Consider the following 20,553-nt stretch of genomic DNA (forward strand, 5'->3'; position numbering starts at 1 on the left):
AATGTTTCCTTTGTTTAAAAAAAATCCATTTAGGCTTAAATAAAGCAAACGCCTGTTCCACCAAGACCACAATAACCATCTGGATTTTTGAATAGATATTGTTGATGATAATCTTCTGCAAAATAGTAAACATGATCTAATGCTGAATTAATTTCAGTTGTAATAGGCGTTTCTATTCTTGATTCATTAAGTTTTTCTTGGTAAATCTCTTTTGAAGCAATAGCTTCAGTGAATTGTGCATTATCATGACAAAAAATTACTGAGCGATACTGTGTTCCAATATCATTACCCTGGCGCATTCCCTGGGTTGGATTATGATTTTCCCAGAAAGCAGATAGAAGGGTCTTAAAAGTGACCTCAGAGGGCGAATAAAATACCCTAACAACTTCGGCATGAAGGGTTTTACCTTGACAAACTTCTTCGTATGTGGGGAAAGGTAATATGCCACCGCAATAGCCAACAGATGTATTAATGACCCCAGGGATTTTACTAAATAAGCGCTCAACCCCCCAAAAACACCCCATACCAAAAGTGGCCATCATGGCACCTTCAGGGAGGATATGCATATCTTTTTGTGTAATTAGGTTTAGTCTAGGAACATTAAAAATATAATTATCTCTTTGAATCATTGGAAGCACCTCTGTTTTTTCTTGAACAACGTTATCGGCAAATCAAACTTAGTAGTTTTTAGCATTTATGTACCAAAATCACATTAAGTTGCAGGCACAGACATATGCATAAGCCTATTCAGTGGGCGTTAAGTAATGCAAAAACGGTATGTTGATTTTATTAACTATAATGAATGATACATAATAAATGTTACATTCAATAAATGATTTCTTATCGAAAACCATAAATAATGGCTTTATTGTCAATTTATGCATTGATTTATAAATTTGACAAAAATGACGAATGCTTTCAATGTAATAATATATCATAAAAAATGTCTAATCGTGTATCATTTATACACTTCAACGTCACAAAAGAAGTCTGAGGTCCATTGAAAAATGGAATAGTACCACAAATCGCTCACTCTAGACTTAATTTTTGCATTTCAAAGGATTGAAACCATGTTCAATAAAATTAAAATTACTACAAGTCTTACGATTCTAATTATTTCATTTGTCACGATGCATATTATCTCTTCATGTATTTCAGTTTACCGTTCTGCGCTCAATGATAATAATTTCTCAAAAACTGTTACCTTAAACCACCAAATAGATTCTCTTGCTGCTATTAAATTGAATTTGATACAGTCACGTTTAGACACCTATAGAGCAGCTGCTTCATTAATAGAGAATAATCCCGTGCAATTTGAGTCAGATTTGGGTAAAGCTATTGCTAACCTTAATGGGGTTCAAAAGGAGATGGACTATTTTTTATCACTAGACAATCCATTAACTACAAATGCAGAACTCATTAAAAATTTAGAAGTGGCGTATACTCAACTTTTTACCGACTTACGTTATCAGCAAGCAAAATTGAAAACTGAGGGTTTTATGGGGTATCGGGCTGCAGATGTGCACCTTACTCAAGAAAATTTTTTGCGAATAACAGATGAAGTGATTTTTAATGTCTCTAATTTATTAAAAGAATATGATGCACTTTCAGCAAAAATGCATGAGCACTCTTTTAATCAATTTATTATCGAGACAGTACTTTTAATCTTGATGCTCTTAGGGGCTATTAGATGGAATTATGTAGTCCTTAAAAAGCCTTTAAATGATTTGATCTCTCATTTTACTTATATCTCCAATGGAGATTTGAGTAAAAAAATAGAGTATTGTGGTAAAAATGAAATTGCGCAGCTTTTTTCCTATTTTGAAAAAATGCAAAGTTACTTAATTGAAACGGTGCAAGTGGTCCGTAATTCTTCTGACATTTTAGTTGAAGGAGTTAGTCACGTTGTCTTAAAAAATAGTGATTTAGCAGTCAGAACAGATCAGCAAGCCAGTTCCATTCAGCAAACAGCCTCAAGTATGGATGAGTTGACTGAAACGGTAAAACTAAATGCCCTTAATGCTTCTAAAGCATCAGAAATAGCCGATTTTTCAGCTAAGGCAGCGAGGAAAGGAGAGGAAATTACACAGACAGTAACAAATACTATGGACTCCATAAAAGAGAGTGCTTCGAAAATAGCTGATATTCTAAATATGATAGATTCAATTGCATTTCAAACAAACATATTGGCATTAAATGCCGCTGTTGAAGCGGCAAGAGCAGGGGAACTTGGTCGAGGTTTTGCTGTTGTTGCAGATGAAGTTAGAAATTTGGCATTGAGGAGTGCAGAAGCAGCAACGGAGATAAAACAACTCATAGAAGAGTCTAATCAAAGAGTTTTGCTTGGTAGCAATTTAGTCAATGTTGCAGGTGATACCATGAGAGAGATTGTACACTCAGTGGCAAAAGTTAATGCATTAATTGCTGAGATATCAACTGCATCAACAGAACAAAGCATTGGTATTGAGGTGGTATCAAGATCTATTCGTGAACTTGACACTACCATTCAAGAAAATGGAAATTTAGTAAACGATCTTTCAAGCTCTGCACAAGTGCTTGAGTCACAATCTTTTCATTTAATAAAGTCGGTTTCATTATTCAGAATCATTTAATCATTTAATCATTTAAATAGTTAATTAAATATATAAAATCAAAAGGGTTTAAGATAAGTTAGCTCTCTTTATTTAACCCCCCTTTGTTTAAGTGAAGCTCTATTTTTTGGTATTCTAATTGGGTAAATCATTTCATTTGTCAGGTTAATTGAGCAAAATTTAAATGAGGCTAATAATTTCAGAATCTAATTGAAGTCGTTCAAGATTAAAAATAGTTAACCTTTGAGTTCTTTTTTTGTATCAAAATATTGAGTTATCATAAATCATATATGTTAAGAGCTAAAGCTTTCGCTCAAAAGAAATTACCAAAATGACAAGACATAAATTGATATTATTTTGTAATTTTATTACTACAAAATGAGCGTAAAGTAGACATTGCTCAAGAAAAATGGACCCATTTGACTTAACTCGCTAAATGATAATTTCATTTTGAAGTTTAAAAGGAAGTAAATAGTAGTCTTTTTATTGTGATTAAGTTTAAGTTTTAACCTAATGTAAGTAAATGGGAAGTGCAAATAAAACAGGGGGAAACCTAAATCTGAAAAGTATTTAATCAGACAGTATTAGAATTAAAAAAAACCGAAAATTAGTAAAACTGAAATTCGGTTTTTTTATATTCTATTTTAATACTCAGTAATTACTCAGTAGGATTATAAGCGACCGACTTGAGTTGGTAATCCTGAACGTCTTTTATACTGTTCTTCAAATAGTGCTGTATCAGTATTAGGATGGGTAGAGAATGCTTTTACTGATTGATTTAAAGGAATTGGTAATGTTTTGGTGTCTTCACCTTCTCTTTTAGAAAGAGGTTCATGAACTTCAACATAACGTCTACCATCAGGTTCAACTGAAACTTTAATTGCTTCACTGATGATTTGAACTCTTTCCCCTTTGGCGACTTTGCCAAAAAGTGCTTTTATGTCATCAGGGCGTAAACGAATACAACCTGAGCTTACGCGTAAGCCAATACCAAAATCAGCATTTGTACCATGGATGAGATAAGTACCAGAACCATAAGCTAAGCGTAATGCAAACTCACCCATAGGATTATCTGGGCCTGCAGGCCACACTGCAGGTAACGTTACACCTTGAGCAGCATATCTTTTTCTGATTGAAGGGGTAGGAGTCCAAGTTGGGTTGGGAATTTTTTGGCTAATAGACGTAGTCATTAAAGGGGTGTCAATACCTTGTAGACCAATCCCTATAGGATAAACGATAACTTTATTTTGACCTTTCGGGAAGTAAAAAAGTCTCATCTCTGTCAGATTAACTACAATACCTTCACGCTTGGTATCAGGGAGAAGCATTTGATGGGGTATAATAATTTCAGATCCTGGTTTAGGCAACCAAGCATCTATTCCTGGATTAGCCTGGAGCATAGCATAAAATCCAACTTTATATTTAGCTGCAATAGTTTCTAAATCCATTGTGCTGTCATCAGGAATCTTGTAAATAATGTTTTCACCAATAAGGCGGCTTCCCTCAGGTGGAAGAGGATACTCAGTTGCCTGAGCGGTGTTAAAAATAGTACCAATCGACATAACAGATACTAAAATAAAACTTAAAATACGACGCATAAAGACATATTCCTAAAGTTAACAAATATTCATGAAATTACCAAAACAAGCATACTTCAAGCTAAGATAATTACCTTTTTTATTTACTGACAATAAATAGTATAATTGATTATCAGAGGTTGTACTATCAGATTAATGAATAAGGTTTATTCTACTTATTTTTATTTTGTTGAAAACAACATTAATTTTTTGCTTATGTAACAAAAATAAATTGCTTACATATTAAATTACAGAAGATAAACTTTCTTCAATTGTTATTACAATTACTAATTATAAGTAATCTTGAGGCTTTTTTCTAGAAATTGATTAAAATAACACAAGAAGCGCTTTTTTTTTGCTCATATTTGCTCTAAAACTGGTGTTTTTCCCTTAAAAAGTCGTAAACGATGAGTGATTATAGAAGGTGCATCTTCAATATGGTGTGACACAAATAAGAGTTGTGTACTACTAAGTTCAATGAGTTTGCTAATCCAAATTTTTACCCATTCTCTATTTAACGCATCTAAGCCTTGAAAAGGTTCATCTAATATCAACAAAGCAGGGTGCTTTACAAAAGCCCTCACAATTAATATAAGCCTTTGTTGTCCCCAGGAAAGACTGTGAAAAGGGGCTTTTTTTATTGACTCAGGCCAATTTAAAAATTCAAACCATTGATTGGTTAAAGATTTGATCTCTTCACTGGGTGTTTCATATAGCCCTATTGAGTCAAAATAACCTGAAATAACCACATTTTCAACAGTTGTTTTTACTCTGTAGGATTGATGAAAACTGCTACTGACATAACCTATATGCTTTTTAATGTCCCAAATGGTTTCTCCGCTCCCTCTTTTAATTCCAAATAAAGTTAAATCGTTTGCGTAACCTTGAGGATGATCGCCAGTAATAAGGCTAAGTAGTGTAGATTTTCCAGATCCATTTTCTCCTGTAATTTGCCAATGCTGTCCATTTGATACTTGCCAATTAAAATTATCAAAAATGATGCTATCACCATAGCTGATGTGGCCATTTTTAAGAATAACTTTTGGATGCTCATGGTCGTATCTTATGGCACTGATTGGAGGAGGAGGCAATTTATTTGCACTTAAATTTTCCAAAGAAGCTAACTGTTCTATCTCTATTTTACCCATCAATGCCGCTTTAGGCCCTATTTCAATAAGCTCAAGCTGTGAAACGATCCCTAGCTTTAGAGCACAAGAGGGTATATCATTAAAACGATTTAAAATGAGGACAATCGTTGTTCCTTTATTATGCAATTGAGTAAGAGCATTTTTTAAATATTGGGTTGATTCAGCATCTAACCCATCAAATGGCTCATCTAAAATAAGTAAATCGGGTGATTTAAGCAGTTTTTGGCATAAAAAAACTTTACGCATCTCACCTGTAGATAACAATTTAAATGGACGCTTTAGTAAATATTCAATATTAAACAAACAGATAAGATCTTTAAATTTTTTATCGTTAATTTTTTGTTTTTGATCTTCCAGGATAAATTCTTGGGCAGTTTTGCCTATTTCGTCTTCTAAAAGATTATCTGTATTATCACGAGCCCATTCTTTATTCAAGATACGCTGTAAATACTCAAAAGAAACAAGCTCAATTGATTCAAATGAGTTATTTACATCCCCAGATAAGATATCTAAATAGCCTGCTAAGGCCGCACCTATAGCTGATTTTCCACTGCCATTTTGACCTACAATAACAAGGAAATCATTGCGTTCAATTCTGGCTGAATTAATAGTAAAAAAACGATTGTAATTTAATCTAAAAACCACTTCTGATAGAGATAAAAACACGGCAACTGCCCTCATATAAAATAAACCTAAGTTAGGTCAAAGGAAAAAGAGAAAGCTGACCTTCAATTTACTTAATTAATCTAATCCCATATAATGCATGAAAAATATAAATTTTAAAGAGGAAATTTAACCATTGGCTAACATAGAAGATATCATTAGTGCAGCAAAAATTACTTGTTTGAAAAGAAGGGTCAATTTGACTTCTAAAAGAGAAGTTATTTTGCGTGCCATAGTTGGTTCTAATATTCCTTTATCTGCTTATGAAATTATAGATATATGCCGAATAGAACATGATCTCATTATAACGCCTATGTCCATTTACCGCATGTTAAATGTGCTAGAGGAACATCATCTTATCCACCGACTTAAAAGTGCAAATAAATATATAGCGTGTATTCATATGAATTGTGGTCATGATCACAAGTTCCCACAATTTTTAATTTGTAAAGTTTGCGGCAATGTTAAAGAGTTTGATATTGAAGAAAGTACAATTGAATCATTAAAAAAGAGTATTCTATCTGCAGGTTTTAAATCTAACGAAATGCAGTTAGAACTTGAAAGTATATGTAATGCTTGCCATGAGAAGCATGATGATATACATGATGAAAACAAAGTATAATAGTTTATTAGCTTAATTATTACAGAAATTTCTTGGTGCTGAGTTAATTTTAAATGCTAATTTGATCCTACTACTTTTAGTCTATCTATTTTTATCAATTTGTGCTGAATTTTATAAGTGTTAGATAATATTTCGTTGCTCTTTTAGACTCACCTTATAGGTATTCTAAAAATATTTATTTTGAATAAGTTATTTTAAATTACTCATTCCCTATAATTTATTTTTTTCCATGGTTTCTTCTAGCCAATAATTTAATCGATCTGTAAAGCTTAAACTTTGCCATAAAGTGTAAATGTTTTCTTTATGACTATAATTCAAAATAATTTCTCTTGGCGCATTAAGTTGGGTATTTGTGGCTTTTATTTTACTTTCTAAGAATAAATCACCAAAATTGGTTAGGCTTAGATTAGTTTCAAAATTATCAATATTCAATGTTTTAATCAAATCAAATACAGGCGGTAGTACAAGACTATCTTTCGACATTTTACTCAAAAGAGTTTCATCAACCTGTAGGGTCAATTTATTTTCATTAAATAAATAGCCTTCTTTAATTAAATAATCTGAATCATTAAATAAGATCTTAAAATTTCCACCTAAGCTTCCAGTCATCTGAATATAATTATTTGCGAATAAAGACCAAAATCTTGTTGTATCAAGATGTTCAATAACTAATTCGGTTGGCGTAATTTGTGGCAAGCGGATCACATCCATATTAAGACTGCCACCAAGTAAATCTGTATGAATAGCTTTGAATTCGAGAGGGTATTGATTATTAAATGGATAATAGCCTTTAAACTCCAGAGAAATGTTTTCGTAGGCAATGATATTCTCTAATGAAGATAATTTTAAAGTGACTGGCGTAGTATGTCCAAAATGCCATCGGTGATTTTTAAATTGATAGGGCATAGTAAAATTTAGCGCTTTTATATGGTTATTTTTATAACGCACGTTGACATCATCAAATACTAAATGCCCGCCCATGATGAATCCTTGTTCTGGAGCGGCAGAATAGCTTGCTTGTGCCCTAAATTGACCTTGATGAACGTCAAGATCAGTATCTTTAGAAAATAAATGGCGAAAAGCAGCTGCATTTTGTACAGGCCACCACGCTTGACCTCTTAAACGTACACCATCCCATCGCCCAGCCAATTCAATATTTTCAAAAAGTGGTGATGCAAGTGTTCCAGAGTAAATAAAGTTTGAAAAATCAAATCCTTGAACATCTAGATCTAAATGGGGATCCACTATAGTACCCCCATTTCTAAAATCTATATGATCAGCTTTGAGGCTCAATCCACCCACCAGATCATGCCGGGTCACATCGAGTTTTTGAATTGTAGTGAGTAGGTTTGTGGCCTCATCTGATTTAATATTCAATAAGCGGAGAGGGTAAAGCATCTCAATACGTGGTTTTTGTACATCAACAATGCCATATTTGAGTTGATTTAAGCCTGTCGATAATTGAGATAGATAAAGTCCGTTATTCTCAAATTTTCCTTTACCTTTCATATCCCAAATTGCTTCAAATAATGGCATTTGACCATTACCCCAAGCAAGCCAATACCAAGAGCCTTTATCAAAATTAAAATCATAAGCTTTACCATCAAGATGGAGCTCTACTTGTCCCCACAAAGCTTCACGTGTTTTTAAAATAGCTTGCAACCTACCACTGAGTCCCGACTTGTTTACCTTTATCCCAGCAAGTGGAAGACGGACTTCCTCGATATAAACACCATCAAATAAGTCACCCCATCCTCTAACAAGGGAACCTGGTAATAATTTAATAGATGTATCTTCAATATTTAGCTGTCCTGGAATAGAAATCGTAAAAACGAGATCGTTAAAATTGACACCACCATTAAGTTGAAAAGGTATATTGTCTTTCATCTGTTTTAAAATGATTTGCGGTACAGATAATACCAGTGTGTTTTTCCCCCTGGTTCCATAAGTGATAAGATTTAATCGACCTTTCAGAGTAACAGGATCTGCATTAAAAATGTTAATAGCTTGTAGATAAATGTTACCCTGTAACTTATGCTTTTTATTTGGATATGACCATCGCCCGTTAATTATTTTTAAATCGTCTTTAGAAAAAAGTATGGGTAAATACAATAGCTCATTATTATTTGAGTCAAAAATGTAGGTTGTCAAATCGTTATCTATAAGATCTACATTAACTAATATTGGTTCAAATTCATCTGTAAGACTTCTTACTTGAGTCCGTAACTGTCCAGTTAAAGGGCGTTCTTTAAAGTCATTATTTAGGACAAACCTAGCATTTCCTTTAAACCTTAACGCATTTTCAAATATCAGGTTCACTTTTGTTATTTCAAGAAAATAAGCATTATTTTCAAAATCAAAAGGAGTATTTAAACCTAAAAGATTTAAATCATGACTTTCGTTATTTAAAGGAAATGAATCAAAGTACGGATGATCTGTTGTTGAATTTTTTGTTACGAAATGTGGCAATAGTTCAGTATTTTTTTTTAAAGAGCTATTATTTATAAACTGTGGGATTTGTTCATACCACTGATTTTTTCGTAATTTCCCTTCCAATTCTAACGATGGGCTATTAAAAAGGAATTGATGGATTTTTTTGGCAAAAACCCATCTGCCTTTAATAGGAAATTCTTGGGAATTAAAAAGATTATTATTATTTTTTATAAGTTGCAAATTAGCGACATTAATGTCCAGGGGAGGTAAAAACGATTCAATCTTTTCAATAGTTGCTGAGCTGTCTTTTTGAGCAATATATTCATTAAAACAATCTAAATTGACTGTTAGATGTTCAATTGAAGGGTTAACACTCTTGAATTGAAAAGTAATTTTAGTGTTTTGAATGCTCAAAAATTCGCAATAACCAGCCTTTTGTTTGATATGAACATAAATTGATTCTGAAAAAAGGGTGTTTTCTTTAAAATCAAAATAAGGAGGATTAATAACTACCCTTGATTCGAATGATTGAGATCTTTTTAAGGAGTCGTTTATACTATTAGCGGAATGATATGAGAAAAGAAATTGTTCATTTAAAAAAAGATTAATAATCCAGGGAAGTATTTTAAAAAAAGAAAAAAAAACACCTATCAAAGAAAGTGTAATCACTATGATGATGGAATATATCGCTTTATTCATTCTTAAGGTGTTTTTTTATAGTAATGCATATCTATATCACGTTAGCTAAACTAAGGTGATGGAAAAGGGTATTGAGTATGAATCCGGTTTATTTCAATTAGTAAATCCTGTGACAGCGTCACGTTTAAGCTGTCAATATTTTCCCTTAATTGCTTTAACGTGGTTGCTCCTAAAATTGTACTTGCATTAAAAGGCTGATTATTGACATAAGCCAGCGACATAACAGCAGGCGATAAGCCAAATTCATGGGCTAGGGCAACATATGCTTCTGTCGCTTTGATGGCTTGCTCGGAACTATATCGGACAAACCTATTAAATAAAGTGTTTCTTGCGCCTTCTGGTTTTTGCCCATTGAGATATTTGCCAGTTAAGGTTCCAAAGCCAAGACATGAGTAAGCTAATAGTTTAACGTCTTCATAGTAACAAATTTCACTTAGGGCTACCTCAAAGGTTCTATTTAATAAACTATAAGGGTTTTGTATAGTTAAAACTTTTGGTAAATTATGCTGTTTAGCTAAATTTAAATAGCGCATTAATCCATAAGGTGTTTCATTGGAAACCCCAATATACCGAATCTTTCCGGCCTTGACTTCATCGTTGAGCGCTTCTAACGTTTCTAAAAAAGAGTCATTTTTTTCTTCATCAGTAGGATAGTTATAAGTAAGCTGGCCAAATATATTGGTTTTCCTTTCAGGCCAATGGAGCTGATATAAATCAATATAGTCAGTTTTTAAACGTTTAAGACTGCTATTAAGAGCTTGCTGGATATTGAGTTTATCTAGGCGCTGAGAATTTCTTATCGGCGTATCAGGCTGTCTAACAGGGCCAATAATTTTTGTGGCTAAGATCACATCACCACGTTTCTTAAATTTTTCAATCCATTGACCTATATATTCTTCTGTTAAACCGTAAGTTTCTTTTGAAGGAGGCACTGGATACATCTCAGCGGTATCAATTAAATTGATACCGTTTGCAATTGCATAATTTAGTTGTTCAAAAGCATCAGCTAAGGTATTTTGAACACCAAAAGTCATTGTACCCAAACCTAATTGGCTTATTTTTAAGGTGCTGTTTGGAAGCAAAGTATATCTCATCGTTTTATTCCGTATATCAAATTATTTACTTTTGGAATCGGTATTCCCTTTGGGTGGTAAAATACTTTCCACAAATTCAGGCGTTACGGGATTGTCTTTATCATGGGTATAAATAATAAAACCAACGAGTACTGTGGCACAAATCGCACAGATAGCTAAGATAAAAATAAAAGGAAAGAATATTTTTTTTAGTTTAGACGTCAATTGACACCCCACAATTAAATAAGATTGATAGTAGATTATAACATAATTTTACACGCTAGAGTAAAACTGTACATCAGTTCTTAAACTAAAATTTTATATTTGTTTATTGAAGAATTTTTTTTATAATCATTAGAATTTCACTTTGATGTAATTGGAAATAATCTCTAGATACTTATAGACCATTTTATCGATTAAACGATACAGAGTCACTAGTCAATAGCCAATTAAAAATTTAATCTATTTGACGTCTCCAACTGATAATCAATGAGTATTTTTTTATGTCCTTTTATTGAATGATAATAGAAATTAAAATAAATAAAATTTTTTTGCAAGCGCTTCTATAGATTGAATTTATAGAAATAGATTTCTTGTGTAATGTTTTGCACTTATTTATAAAAAAATGCTTTATTTCAAGGCAGTGAGCGCAAATTGTTTTAAAATATCCCTTATGCAAACAATGAACTAAATTGAAACATATCATTTTTCAAACCTCATTATTAGTAGATACGATTCAGGCACAGCTATGTAACCTGTAATTAATCAATCTTGATAAAGAATAAGGAATTTCTATGGAAAATATCATTACTAAAGATACAGTACTTAACAAAAATAATTATTATGAAGCTGGAATTGCTCAACGATTTAATTTTCCTGCATTGACAGAAGAGATAGCTACTGATTGTTGTATAGTTGGTGGTGGACTTGCTGGTATTAGTGCAGCAATTGAACTCAAGCTTAAAGGATATAGTGTTACCCTACTTGAGGCAAATCGAATTGGTTTTGGTGCCTCAGGACGAAATGGTGGACAGATAATAGTGGGATACTCAAAAGATGACGATATGATAAAAAAATTCTCCTTATCTGAAGCTAAGGCATTTTGGGATATTAGCTTAGCTGGAGTAGAACTCATTAATAAAAGGATAGAAAATTATGGTTTAGAGTGTGATTATGAGAAGGGCTATTTGTTTGTGGCTAATGGTCCTAAAAAAGCGAACGAATTGATAAAAATGATGCAACAAAGAGAGCAGTATTATGGTTATAACCATCAAGAGTTAATCACTAAAACAGAGCTAAAAAATTATATTGGTTCTGATTCTTATGAAAATGGCGTTTATGATAAGTTATCCGGTCATTTTAATCCTTTAAAGTATCTTTTAGGCCTAACCTCAGTTGCAAAATCAATGGGAGTGAAAATATTCGAAAATAGTCCGGTTATTACTTACAAAGATGAAGGCAACCTAATTTTTAAAACTGTAAATGGTCAGTGCAAGAGTAAATTCGGGCTTATTGCTGGGAATGTCTATTCAAATGGATATGGTGAAATACTTCCTAAAAAAATTGCACGCAATATTTTGCCGGTAGGGACTTACATTACTGTTACTGAACCGCTTGATGAACGCTTAGCAAAAAAATTAATCCCTAAACGTTCAGCTATTTGTAATACCAATTTTCAATTGGACTATTTTCGTTTAACCCCAGATAACCGATTACTTTTTGGTGGAGATGTCGCTATAGGTTCAACTGTACCACGCAATTATCTAGACAGAGTAAGACGTAGGATGGCTGCAGTTTTTCCTGAGCTAAAAGAGAGTAAAATTGAGTATATCTGGGGCGGTCATGTGGATGTGACTATGAATCAATATCCTGATTTTGGAAAATTAAGTAAAAATTTATATTATTTACAAGGTTTTTCTGGTCATGGTGTGGCATTGGCTGGTATTGCAGGTAAACTTATTGCTGACTCTATTTCTGGTGATGCAGAGAAATTCGATAAATTCAAGCAAATAAAGCATATGCCTTTTTACGGTGGACAATACTTACAAATGCCAATGCTGCTAGCTGGGCTTTGGTACAATAAGTTAAAAGAGCTGTTTTAGACTAAATATAGTGGATCAAAATTGTACGAGATCAAATATTAATATATAAAATGTATGTTAATGTCAGTGTAAAATTCTTATTTAAGCATGCAGTTCACATTTTTTTAACATTTTGATTGTTTTTTTTTCAATAGTTCACTATCTTAAAGATGAAAGTGTTTGTTAATGACTAAGTTCTTTTTTGAAAAAGAGCAAACACGTTCCTCTTGGATTTAATACTCTTTATTTTAAGGAAGGAAATATGAAAAAAATTTTAAAAAAAGCAGTGATTGCTGCAGGTTTACTCTCTTTAGCTTCAGTAGGGTTTGCTAATACTTTGCAAAATATCCAAGAAAGGGGAGCAGTTAATCTCGGGGTAAGAGAATCAAGTGGACTTTCTTATGCGCTTGGTAATGGTAAATTTGTTGGTTTTCATACTGAAATGGCTGAAATTATTGTTTCTGATATTGCCAAGCACCTCAATAAACCCGATTTAAAAATCAATTATGTTCCCATTACTTCACAAAATAGAATTCCTTTAATTCAAAATGGTACAATCGATTTTGAATGTGGAACCACAACCAATAACAAATCCCGCCAAAAAGAAGTCTCTTTTGCTAATACAACGTATATAGAAGAAGTTAAAATTGCAGTTAAAAAAGACTCAGGAATCAACTCGTTAAAAGACTTAGATGGTAAAACTATTGCCACTACAACAGGAACAACTTCAGTGCAGACTTTGAGAAAAAATAAAAGGGCTGAGGGAATAGATTTTAAAGAAGTTAATGGCAAAGATCATGCGGACAGTTTTTTGTTGCTAGAAACAGGTAGAGCCGATGCATTTGTGATGGATGGTTCTATTTTAGCAGCGAATATTTCTAAATCTAAAGATCCTTCCCAATTTATGATTTTGGATGATGTGCTTTCTATTGAGCCAATTGCTTGTATGTTAAGTAAAGATGATACTGAACTTCAAGAATTAATAAATGCAAGCATTAAGAGACAAATTGAAGATGGTTCATTGCTTAACTTATATAACAGATGGTTCCTAGAGCCAATTCCACCAAAAGATATCGTTATTGGTTTACCTTTACCAGAAAAAACTAAAGAAGTATGGGCTAATCCGAACAACAATCCAATGGAAGATTATAACTAATCTCATTTTTTGATAGACTTTTATTCCTGCCCTCATTACCTATTGATAGGTTTTGGGGGTTTTTGTTCTAATGAAATGATGAATTTATGAATTGATTAGTTATTTACTTATCATTCAAGGAGATTAGATGAGTTTAGATTTTTCTTTCTTATGTTTTGATACCATTACTCTAGAGGCTGCAGAAAAATGTTTTCGTTCCGTAGAAGAGGAAACCTATTTTGATTGGTTAGTTTCAGCGTTCGGTTGGACAATTTCAGTAGCTTTATGCTCTCTTGCAATTGCGTTCATGTTAGGGATAGTGATAGGAACACTAAGGACATTACCTAACCGTAAAGTTATTCCTTGGTTTGCTAATGCTTATGTTGAGTTATTTAGAAATATCCCATTACTGGTCCAAATTTTCATTTGGTATCATGTAGTACCTGCGGTGTTTCCTGCATTACAAGAAGCGCCGAGTTTTTTACTCGTTGTATTAGGATTAGGATTTTTTTCTTCAGTCAGATTTGCTGAGCAAATTAAATCGGGTATTTTATCAAGACCGACAGGTCAACGATATGCAGCTTCAGCACTTGGCATGACAACATTCCAAAGCTATCGTTTTGTTATTCTGCCTGCTGCTTTTCGAGTGGTTTTTCCGCCTATTACTTCTGAAACAATGAATATAATAAAAAATTCATCAGTAGCTTTTGCTGTATCAATAGCTGAATTAACTCAATTCGCACTTCAAGTCCAAGAAGAGGTTTCTCACAGTGTTGAGGTATATCTTGTGGTAACGGCTTTATATATGTTCAGTGCTTTGAGTATGTATCTTGTGATGCGATTTATTGAACGAAAAATTGAAATACCTGGATTCGCATCTCCTTCTGGCTTAGGGGGACACTAGTATGTTTGAATTGAATTTGGATTTTTCTTTTTTATCGCTTCAATTTATCAATGATTATTTAGTCAAAGGCTTTTTATTCAGTTTACGGCTCACTTTATTCGCGACAATTGGCGGCATATTTTTGGGGACCTTAATTGCATTAATGCGGATATCTAATTCCAAATATCTCTCAATTCCGGCCAGGATCTATGTTGATGTTATGCGTTCAATTCCTCTTCCCATGGTTATACTGTGGTTCTTTCTGGTTGTTCCGCTAATTATAGGCAGATCATTAGGTGCAGAAATTTCTGCTTACATCACGTTCATCGCATTTGAAGCTGCCTTTTTTTCTGAAATAGCGAGAGCAGGGATAAAATCAGTAGGCACCGGTCAAGTACATGCCTGCCAAGCACTTGGTATGAGCTATGGACAAACAATGCGTCTAGTGGTGCTCCCACAAGCATTTAGAAATATGCTACCTGTTTTTTTAACACAAACAATTATCTTGTTTCAAGACACAAGTCTTGTTTATGTAGTCGGTGCTTATGATCTACTAAAAGGATTTGAACTTGCAGGTAAAAACTATGGACGTAATATTGAAACCTATTTACTTGCTGCTGTCGTATACTTTGTGATTTGTTTTACACTATCGCAAATTGTTAAATATTATCAAAACAGAATGGCAATTGTTCGTTAATTAAAACGATAATTATAAGGAGAAAATTATGATTACTTTAAATGCCATCTCTAAATGGTATGGCTCAGTCAAAGTATTAGATCAATGCAGTTTAAATATAAAGCAGGGAGAAGTTGTAGTTGTATGCGGGCCCTCAGGATCTGGAAAATCCACACTAATAAAGACTATCAATGCACTAGAACCCATTCAAGAAGGTGAGATATTTGTTGATGGAGTTAGCATACATGATAAAAACGTCAATTTAAACAAGTTAAGAAGTCGTGTTGGCATGGTATTTCAACATTTTGAACTGTTCCCACATTTAACTGTTTTTGAAAATTTATGTTTGGCGCAAATTCATGTGCTTAAACGAGCAAAAAGTGACGCTGCGAAGCAAAGCATAAAATATCTTGAACGAGTTGGTCTGCAGGCTCACAAAGACAAATACCCAGGACAATTATCGGGAGGTCAACAGCAACGAGTAGCAATTGCAAGAGCACTAGCTATGGATCCTATCGTGATGTTATTTGATGAGCCAACGTCAGCATTAGATCCTGAAATGGTAGGTGAAGTACTTGATGTGATGGTTAAACTTGCTAATGAAGGGATGACAATGATGTGCGTGACGCATGAAATGGGTTTTGCACGCAAAGTCGGTTCGAGAATTATATTCATGGATGTAGGGGGTAAAATATTAGAAGATTGTGACAGCGCAAGTTTCTTTGAGCACCCTGAAAAGCGCCTTCCTAGGACACAAGAGTTTTTGTCTAAGATCCTCAATCATTAATTCCAGCTAAACGTTGGTTAAAAGCACTTCAGCTATTGAAAATATGCTGTAAGTGCTTTACGTGTTTGTAATAATCAGCACATTAAGCTATAGCCTTAATTCGGTTACTTAGAAATATTATAATGATTACAGCCTCTTAAAATTACTCTTTTAAGCAGTGCCTGAATCGATAGCAATATTTGATTTAGAACCTTTTTATTAGTATAGGATGGAAAATATCTTTAAAAAAGTAAAATCTTGCGCTCGCAAAGGAAAATCTAAATACTTTTTTCAATTATCTCTAAAATACTACAAAGCTATATTGTTATAAGACTAATTTTAAATCTGTTTAATTAGTGGTTGAAAAGCCCGTTAAAAAATAGACCATTCCAATAAAACCTCTCACTATCTCAGGCTATTTTTTAATTGAGCAATTTAAAAAAATCCACGATAATCAATTGGAAAAGTTTTTATGTTACCAAACATCTTGAAGATTTAACCCTTCTTGTTCTAACGTTTTTATCACGGCATCTCTTTTCATCATGGTATTCATGAAGCGACATAAGTGGCTGTATTTAGAAATATCCATTTTTAAAAAGTGCGTCCAATTAATGACGGTAAAAAGGTAACCATCAGCTACACAATAAGAATCACCTAATAAATAAGTGTTTTTTTCTAAATGTGCATTTAAGTATTCAAATTTTTTGTGGATATTTTCAATTGCAATTGCTTTATATTCTTCAGGAGTCCTTGGGTTATAAAGTGGAGAGAATCCTTTATGTAATTCGGTAGATATATAGTTTAACCAGCTAAGCGCCTTATATCTGTTAATTTGTCCCACGGCAGGTAATAAATTTTTATCACTAGCTAAGTCAGCAATGAATTGAACAATAGCAGCGCCTTCTGTGAGTAATGTACCATCATCTAACATCAAAGCTGGTACCTGACCATTAGGGTTGATTGCTAGATAATTTTCTCCATTTCCCATAACCTTAGTTGCGAGATTAACAGATTCCATAGTATATGGAAGATTAGCTTCATTTAGTGCAATATGTGGTGAAACAGAGCAAGAACCTGCGCTATAAAATAATTTCATAATGTATCCTTATATTTAGTTTAAAGTTGAAAAGCTTACGACCCGAAAAATACCAATTAAAGAAAGAATTACTAAAGAAACGAACTACATATACTTAATATGGTGCCTATTTTATAAAGTTCAAGGCATCGTCCATAACTAATTTTGCAACTAACTCTATTTAAAGAACATTTGCAAGAACAATGCAGAGCTTAATTGGTATGTATTTAAGGTTGATTAATAGTCAACTATTAATCCTGGTTACCTAATTTTATGCACATTATTTTCAGCGAAACTGATGATGAAAATAAGGTTAAAAGGATAGAGAAAACCTTTAAGTTTCTGTGTAGTTGGCGTGCACGATCTCACCCAGAAAGAGATAGTAATACTGCATTATTTCAGTCGGGCATGAAATTATATGTTAAACAATAACTTGGTAAGTAATTGATCGTTAATTAACCTTATGTATTTACGAATGACGGCTAGCTTGCATTTTTTAATTGACTAAATCTACAAAATACTATTTTAAAAGTCGATTTACTTACAAAAAAACAAAATAAATTAAATAATAGGTTGAATATTATTTAATTTAATGTTATTCATATTAAAAATTAATTCCATTAAAATGAGAAAAGGACTTTGCCATGAAAAAAAAAGGAATGTTATTCATATTTATATTGCTAATAGGATTTTCTTCATGGGCTGACAATTCATTTAGATATAATATGAATGAATTGAAAGTCATTGCAAATGAAAAGGTATTCCCTAACAGAATTTTTTATGAAAATAAATCTGAAGGACCTTACAGCGATTGGTTTGATGCAGTTAAAAAAGGAAATTATCATAAAGTTAAAAACCTTATTGAAAATGAACATCCTATAGATGTAAAAGACGAGGCATCACTCGGACAAACAGCTTTAGGTTGGGCTGCATTTATTGGTTATAAAGATATAGTTGAATTATTAGTGAAACACGGAGCTAGTTTAAAAGCCACTGATAATGCTGATGTAAAACATGTTTTTAAATCAGCTATTATGGGTGGAAATATAGAGATTATTGAATATATCTATTCTCTTTCAAAAGATTTTGTGGATATCAATGAGCTTGAGGATGATGGTGAAACCATGTTAATTGTAGCCAGTTATGCTGGAAGATTAGATAGTGTTAAATTTTTATTAGCTAATGGCGCCAATGTTAATATAATTAGTGAGCAAAAACAACATAATGCACTTACTTATGCATGTACTCAAGGTCATGAAGATGTAGTTAATTTATTATTACGCTATGGCGCAATTAATTTTAGAACAGGATTAAATGGTTGCTAAGTAAGCATCCGAGCAACGCATCTAGAATAAGCCTATAAATCCACTAAACTGAGCATAATTTCAACCCATCGAGGATTATGCTTTATGAAAAAATACACAATACAAGAAAAAATCTCGCATTTAGAAGTGCGTGCTACCTCTGGGCTTAAAATGGCTGATTATGCTGCTTTGCATAATATCAATTTTAGCTCATTTAGGTGTTGGTCCTATCATGTAAAAAAGGCCTTGTCAGCTAAATCTATTCATTCCATTCCATTCAAGAAACTCCTGTACATACCACAGATGTGGTTGAGGATGAAATCATCAATAGTGCATCCAAAATTGATACCTCTGCAACGCCAGTATCACAATGTACACCACTGACAGCCTAAAGAGCAGTTGATTGCACTCGTGGTTGATTTATTCAAACGCTACAATTTTGCTGAAGAAAAACTCAAAGCAATGATGATGAAAACATTTGTTCGTAAAAGTGAAGTGAATGATAAACAATTCAATCTATTTTCAGAAGAAGAGTTCTCTGAGCTCGCTTCTTTTATTGAAAGTACTCACTCATGTGATTCTACTGAAGCACCTTCAGACGCCTCCGAGGGTGCGACTGAAAAAGCTGAGTCGAGTACTCCCCCAAAAAAATCAAGTGGTCGTAAGTCATTAATCCCGATTTACCAAGGGAAGAACGTATTATTGATTTAGAGGATAAAACCTGTAAAACATGCTCTAGTGAAATGACGGCTATCAGTGAAGCAATTTCTGAAAAAGTTGATTTTATTCCTGCTAAAATTATTATCATTCGTACTAAGCGCATTAAGTACACCTGCACTTGCTGTCAAACTTTAGTCGCAGCGCCTATGCCTGCAGAAATCATTGATAAAGGCATTCCAACTGATAACCTGCTTGCTGAGATTGTTGCTAAAAAATTCATTTACCACTTGCCCCTTTATAGGCAGCAACATTTGTTTAAAACTATGGGAGTGGATTTTTCACTCAGTACCTTATCAGATTGGGTAGCTGCAGTGGTAAATGCACTTGCACCTCTCGCTGAAAGACTCAAGATATTACTCCTTGAGCAAGAAGTCATTCATGCCGACGAAACTCGCCTCAATATCTTAGATAATCGGCGAGGGAGCTCTATTATTCATGGCTACATCTGGGCTTATGCTTCTAGCATACATTCTAATGTGCGCATCATCTACTATGATTGCACTGACAGTCGTGAGGGTAAACACGCCCAAAATATATTAAAAACCTTCAAGGATAAACTTGTCGTGGACGATTACTCTGGCTATAAAGCCCTGTTTGATAAATATGAATCGATTATTGAAGCAGGTTGCTTTACCGATGTCCGTTGTAAATTTGCTGAAATAGTTAAAGTCGTACCGTATCCATTTGCTCAATATTTTATTAATGAAAGTGCTAAACTTTATCAGATTGAGGATAAATTAAAACTCCTAACACCTGAAGAAAGAAAACGGGGCGCAAAGCAAATTGGTTAAATTCTCTACTAGTGAGAAAGTCCTCAAATGTCGTAGCGGTCGCTTTGACTAAAAAAACGGCGAGAACGGTATGGGCTATTTTGAGTAAAAATAGTGAGTATCGCTGTGAGATGACGATTAAGGAGGCAACCTAAATGACGCGCGTTAAAGCAAATGCTCCCGCAGGGTTCTTAGTCGTGGTGACCTTATCAAGCTAAGGTCACCACGACTAAGATAAAATTAAAAGAAGTGAAGTTTTTTGCTATAAAAAAGAAGTAAATATTAAAGACAATCCAACAGATTCTGCATAAAAAGATAAGCTGATTAACTGTTCGAA

17 protein-coding genes are annotated in these 20,553 nt (G+C 33.4%); 10 read left to right on the plus strand and 7 right to left on the minus strand.

Annotated features, from left to right (window positions below):
- Positions 1-35: 35 nt before the first annotated feature.
- The gene (gene msrA / locus ACFFIT_RS03025; protein ID WP_385876168.1) at positions 36-629 is read right to left on the minus strand and encodes a peptide-methionine (S)-S-oxide reductase MsrA; all 594 of its coding nucleotides are present in this window, start codon (positions 627-629) and stop codon (positions 36-38) included.
- Between the two features lie 441 nt (positions 630-1,070).
- Here msrA and ACFFIT_RS03030 point away from each other — a divergent pair, with 441 nt between their 5' ends.
- Positions 1,071-2,612, plus strand: coding sequence for a methyl-accepting chemotaxis protein (locus ACFFIT_RS03030; RefSeq protein WP_385876169.1), 1,542 nt, complete (start codon positions 1,071-1,073; stop codon positions 2,610-2,612).
- A 650-nt stretch (positions 2,613-3,262) separates the two neighbouring features.
- On the opposite strand, the gene ACFFIT_RS03035 is transcribed toward ACFFIT_RS03030, so the two are convergent.
- Positions 3,263-4,189, minus strand: a complete 927-nt coding sequence (locus tag ACFFIT_RS03035) for a L,D-transpeptidase family protein (protein WP_385876170.1) — start codon at positions 4,187-4,189, stop codon at positions 3,263-3,265.
- Positions 4,190-4,527: 338 nt separating this feature from the next.
- Positions 4,528-5,997, minus strand: a complete 1,470-nt coding sequence (modF, locus tag ACFFIT_RS03040; protein WP_385876171.1) for a molybdate ABC transporter ATP-binding protein ModF — start codon at positions 5,995-5,997, stop codon at positions 4,528-4,530.
- Positions 5,998-6,115: 118 nt separating this feature from the next.
- Between modF and ACFFIT_RS03045 the strand changes: the two genes are divergently transcribed.
- Positions 6,116-6,601: a Fur family transcriptional regulator gene (locus ACFFIT_RS03045; protein WP_385876172.1), complete on the plus strand. Its 486-nt coding sequence runs from the start codon at positions 6,116-6,118 to the stop codon at positions 6,599-6,601.
- Positions 6,602-6,811: 210 nt separating this feature from the next.
- Here ACFFIT_RS03045 and ACFFIT_RS03050 read toward each other — a convergent pair whose 3' ends face one another.
- Genes ACFFIT_RS03050 through ACFFIT_RS03060 form a run of 3 tightly spaced genes read right to left on the minus strand, consistent with a single transcriptional unit; the run spans position 6,812 to position 11,031 of the window.
- Complete coding sequence (locus ACFFIT_RS03050; protein ID WP_385876173.1) at positions 6,812-9,733, minus strand: intermembrane phospholipid transport protein YdbH family protein; 2,922 nt, start codon at positions 9,731-9,733, stop codon at positions 6,812-6,814.
- 50 nt (positions 9,734-9,783) lie between these two features.
- Complete coding sequence (locus ACFFIT_RS03055; RefSeq protein ID WP_385876174.1) at positions 9,784-10,827, minus strand: NADP(H)-dependent aldo-keto reductase; 1,044 nt, start codon at positions 10,825-10,827, stop codon at positions 9,784-9,786.
- A 21-nt stretch (positions 10,828-10,848) separates the two neighbouring features.
- A complete protein-coding gene (locus ACFFIT_RS03060; protein ID WP_385876175.1) occupies positions 10,849-11,031 on the minus strand; it encodes a hypothetical protein in 183 nt (60 codons plus the stop codon).
- A 569-nt stretch (positions 11,032-11,600) separates the two neighbouring features.
- Here ACFFIT_RS03060 and ACFFIT_RS03065 point away from each other — a divergent pair.
- From ACFFIT_RS03065 to ACFFIT_RS03085, 5 genes are all read left to right on the plus strand, one after another.
- On the plus strand, positions 11,601-12,908 hold the full coding sequence (locus ACFFIT_RS03065; RefSeq protein WP_385876176.1) for an NAD(P)/FAD-dependent oxidoreductase: 1,308 nt from the start codon (positions 11,601-11,603) through the stop codon (positions 12,906-12,908).
- Positions 12,909-13,149: 241 nt separating this feature from the next.
- Positions 13,150-14,043 (plus strand): amino acid ABC transporter substrate-binding protein, encoded by an 894-nt coding sequence (locus tag ACFFIT_RS03070; protein WP_385876177.1) that lies wholly within the window; start codon positions 13,150-13,152, stop codon positions 14,041-14,043.
- Positions 14,044-14,170: 127 nt separating this feature from the next.
- Positions 14,171-14,926: an amino acid ABC transporter permease gene (locus ACFFIT_RS03075; RefSeq protein ID WP_385876178.1), complete on the plus strand. Its 756-nt coding sequence runs from the start codon at positions 14,171-14,173 to the stop codon at positions 14,924-14,926.
- A gap of 1 nt (position 14,927) precedes the next feature.
- A complete protein-coding gene (locus ACFFIT_RS03080) occupies positions 14,928-15,602 on the plus strand; it encodes an amino acid ABC transporter permease (RefSeq protein WP_385876179.1) in 675 nt (224 codons plus the stop codon).
- Positions 15,603-15,630: 28 nt separating this feature from the next.
- Complete coding sequence (locus ACFFIT_RS03085) at positions 15,631-16,368, plus strand: amino acid ABC transporter ATP-binding protein (protein ID WP_385876180.1); 738 nt, start codon at positions 15,631-15,633, stop codon at positions 16,366-16,368.
- Between the two features lie 454 nt (positions 16,369-16,822).
- On the opposite strand, the gene gstA is transcribed toward ACFFIT_RS03085, so the two are convergent.
- Positions 16,823-17,443, minus strand: coding sequence for a glutathione transferase GstA (gene gstA, locus ACFFIT_RS03090; RefSeq protein WP_385876181.1), 621 nt, complete (start codon positions 17,441-17,443; stop codon positions 16,823-16,825).
- Positions 17,444-18,066: 623 nt separating this feature from the next.
- Here gstA and ACFFIT_RS03095 point away from each other — a divergent pair.
- The 3 genes from ACFFIT_RS03095 (at position 18,067) to tnpC (ending at position 20,237) form a co-directional block, all read left to right on the plus strand.
- On the plus strand, positions 18,067-18,747 hold the full coding sequence (locus tag ACFFIT_RS03095) for an ankyrin repeat domain-containing protein (RefSeq protein WP_385876182.1): 681 nt from the start codon (positions 18,067-18,069) through the stop codon (positions 18,745-18,747).
- Between the two features lie 390 nt (positions 18,748-19,137).
- A complete protein-coding gene (locus ACFFIT_RS03100; RefSeq protein ID WP_385876183.1) occupies positions 19,138-19,437 on the plus strand; it encodes an IS66 family transposase in 300 nt (99 codons plus the stop codon).
- Entirely contained in the window at positions 19,428-20,237 is an 810-nt protein-coding gene (gene tnpC / locus ACFFIT_RS03105; RefSeq protein ID WP_385876193.1) for an IS66 family transposase, read from the plus strand. Before ACFFIT_RS03100 ends, tnpC begins: the two co-directional genes overlap by 10 nt.
- Positions 20,238-20,553: the final 316 nt, after the last annotated feature.

Origin of the sequence: Thorsellia kenyensis, assembly GCF_042432445.1 — a bacterium.
Lineage (GTDB): Bacteria > Pseudomonadota > Gammaproteobacteria > Enterobacterales > Thorselliaceae > Thorsellia > Thorsellia kenyensis.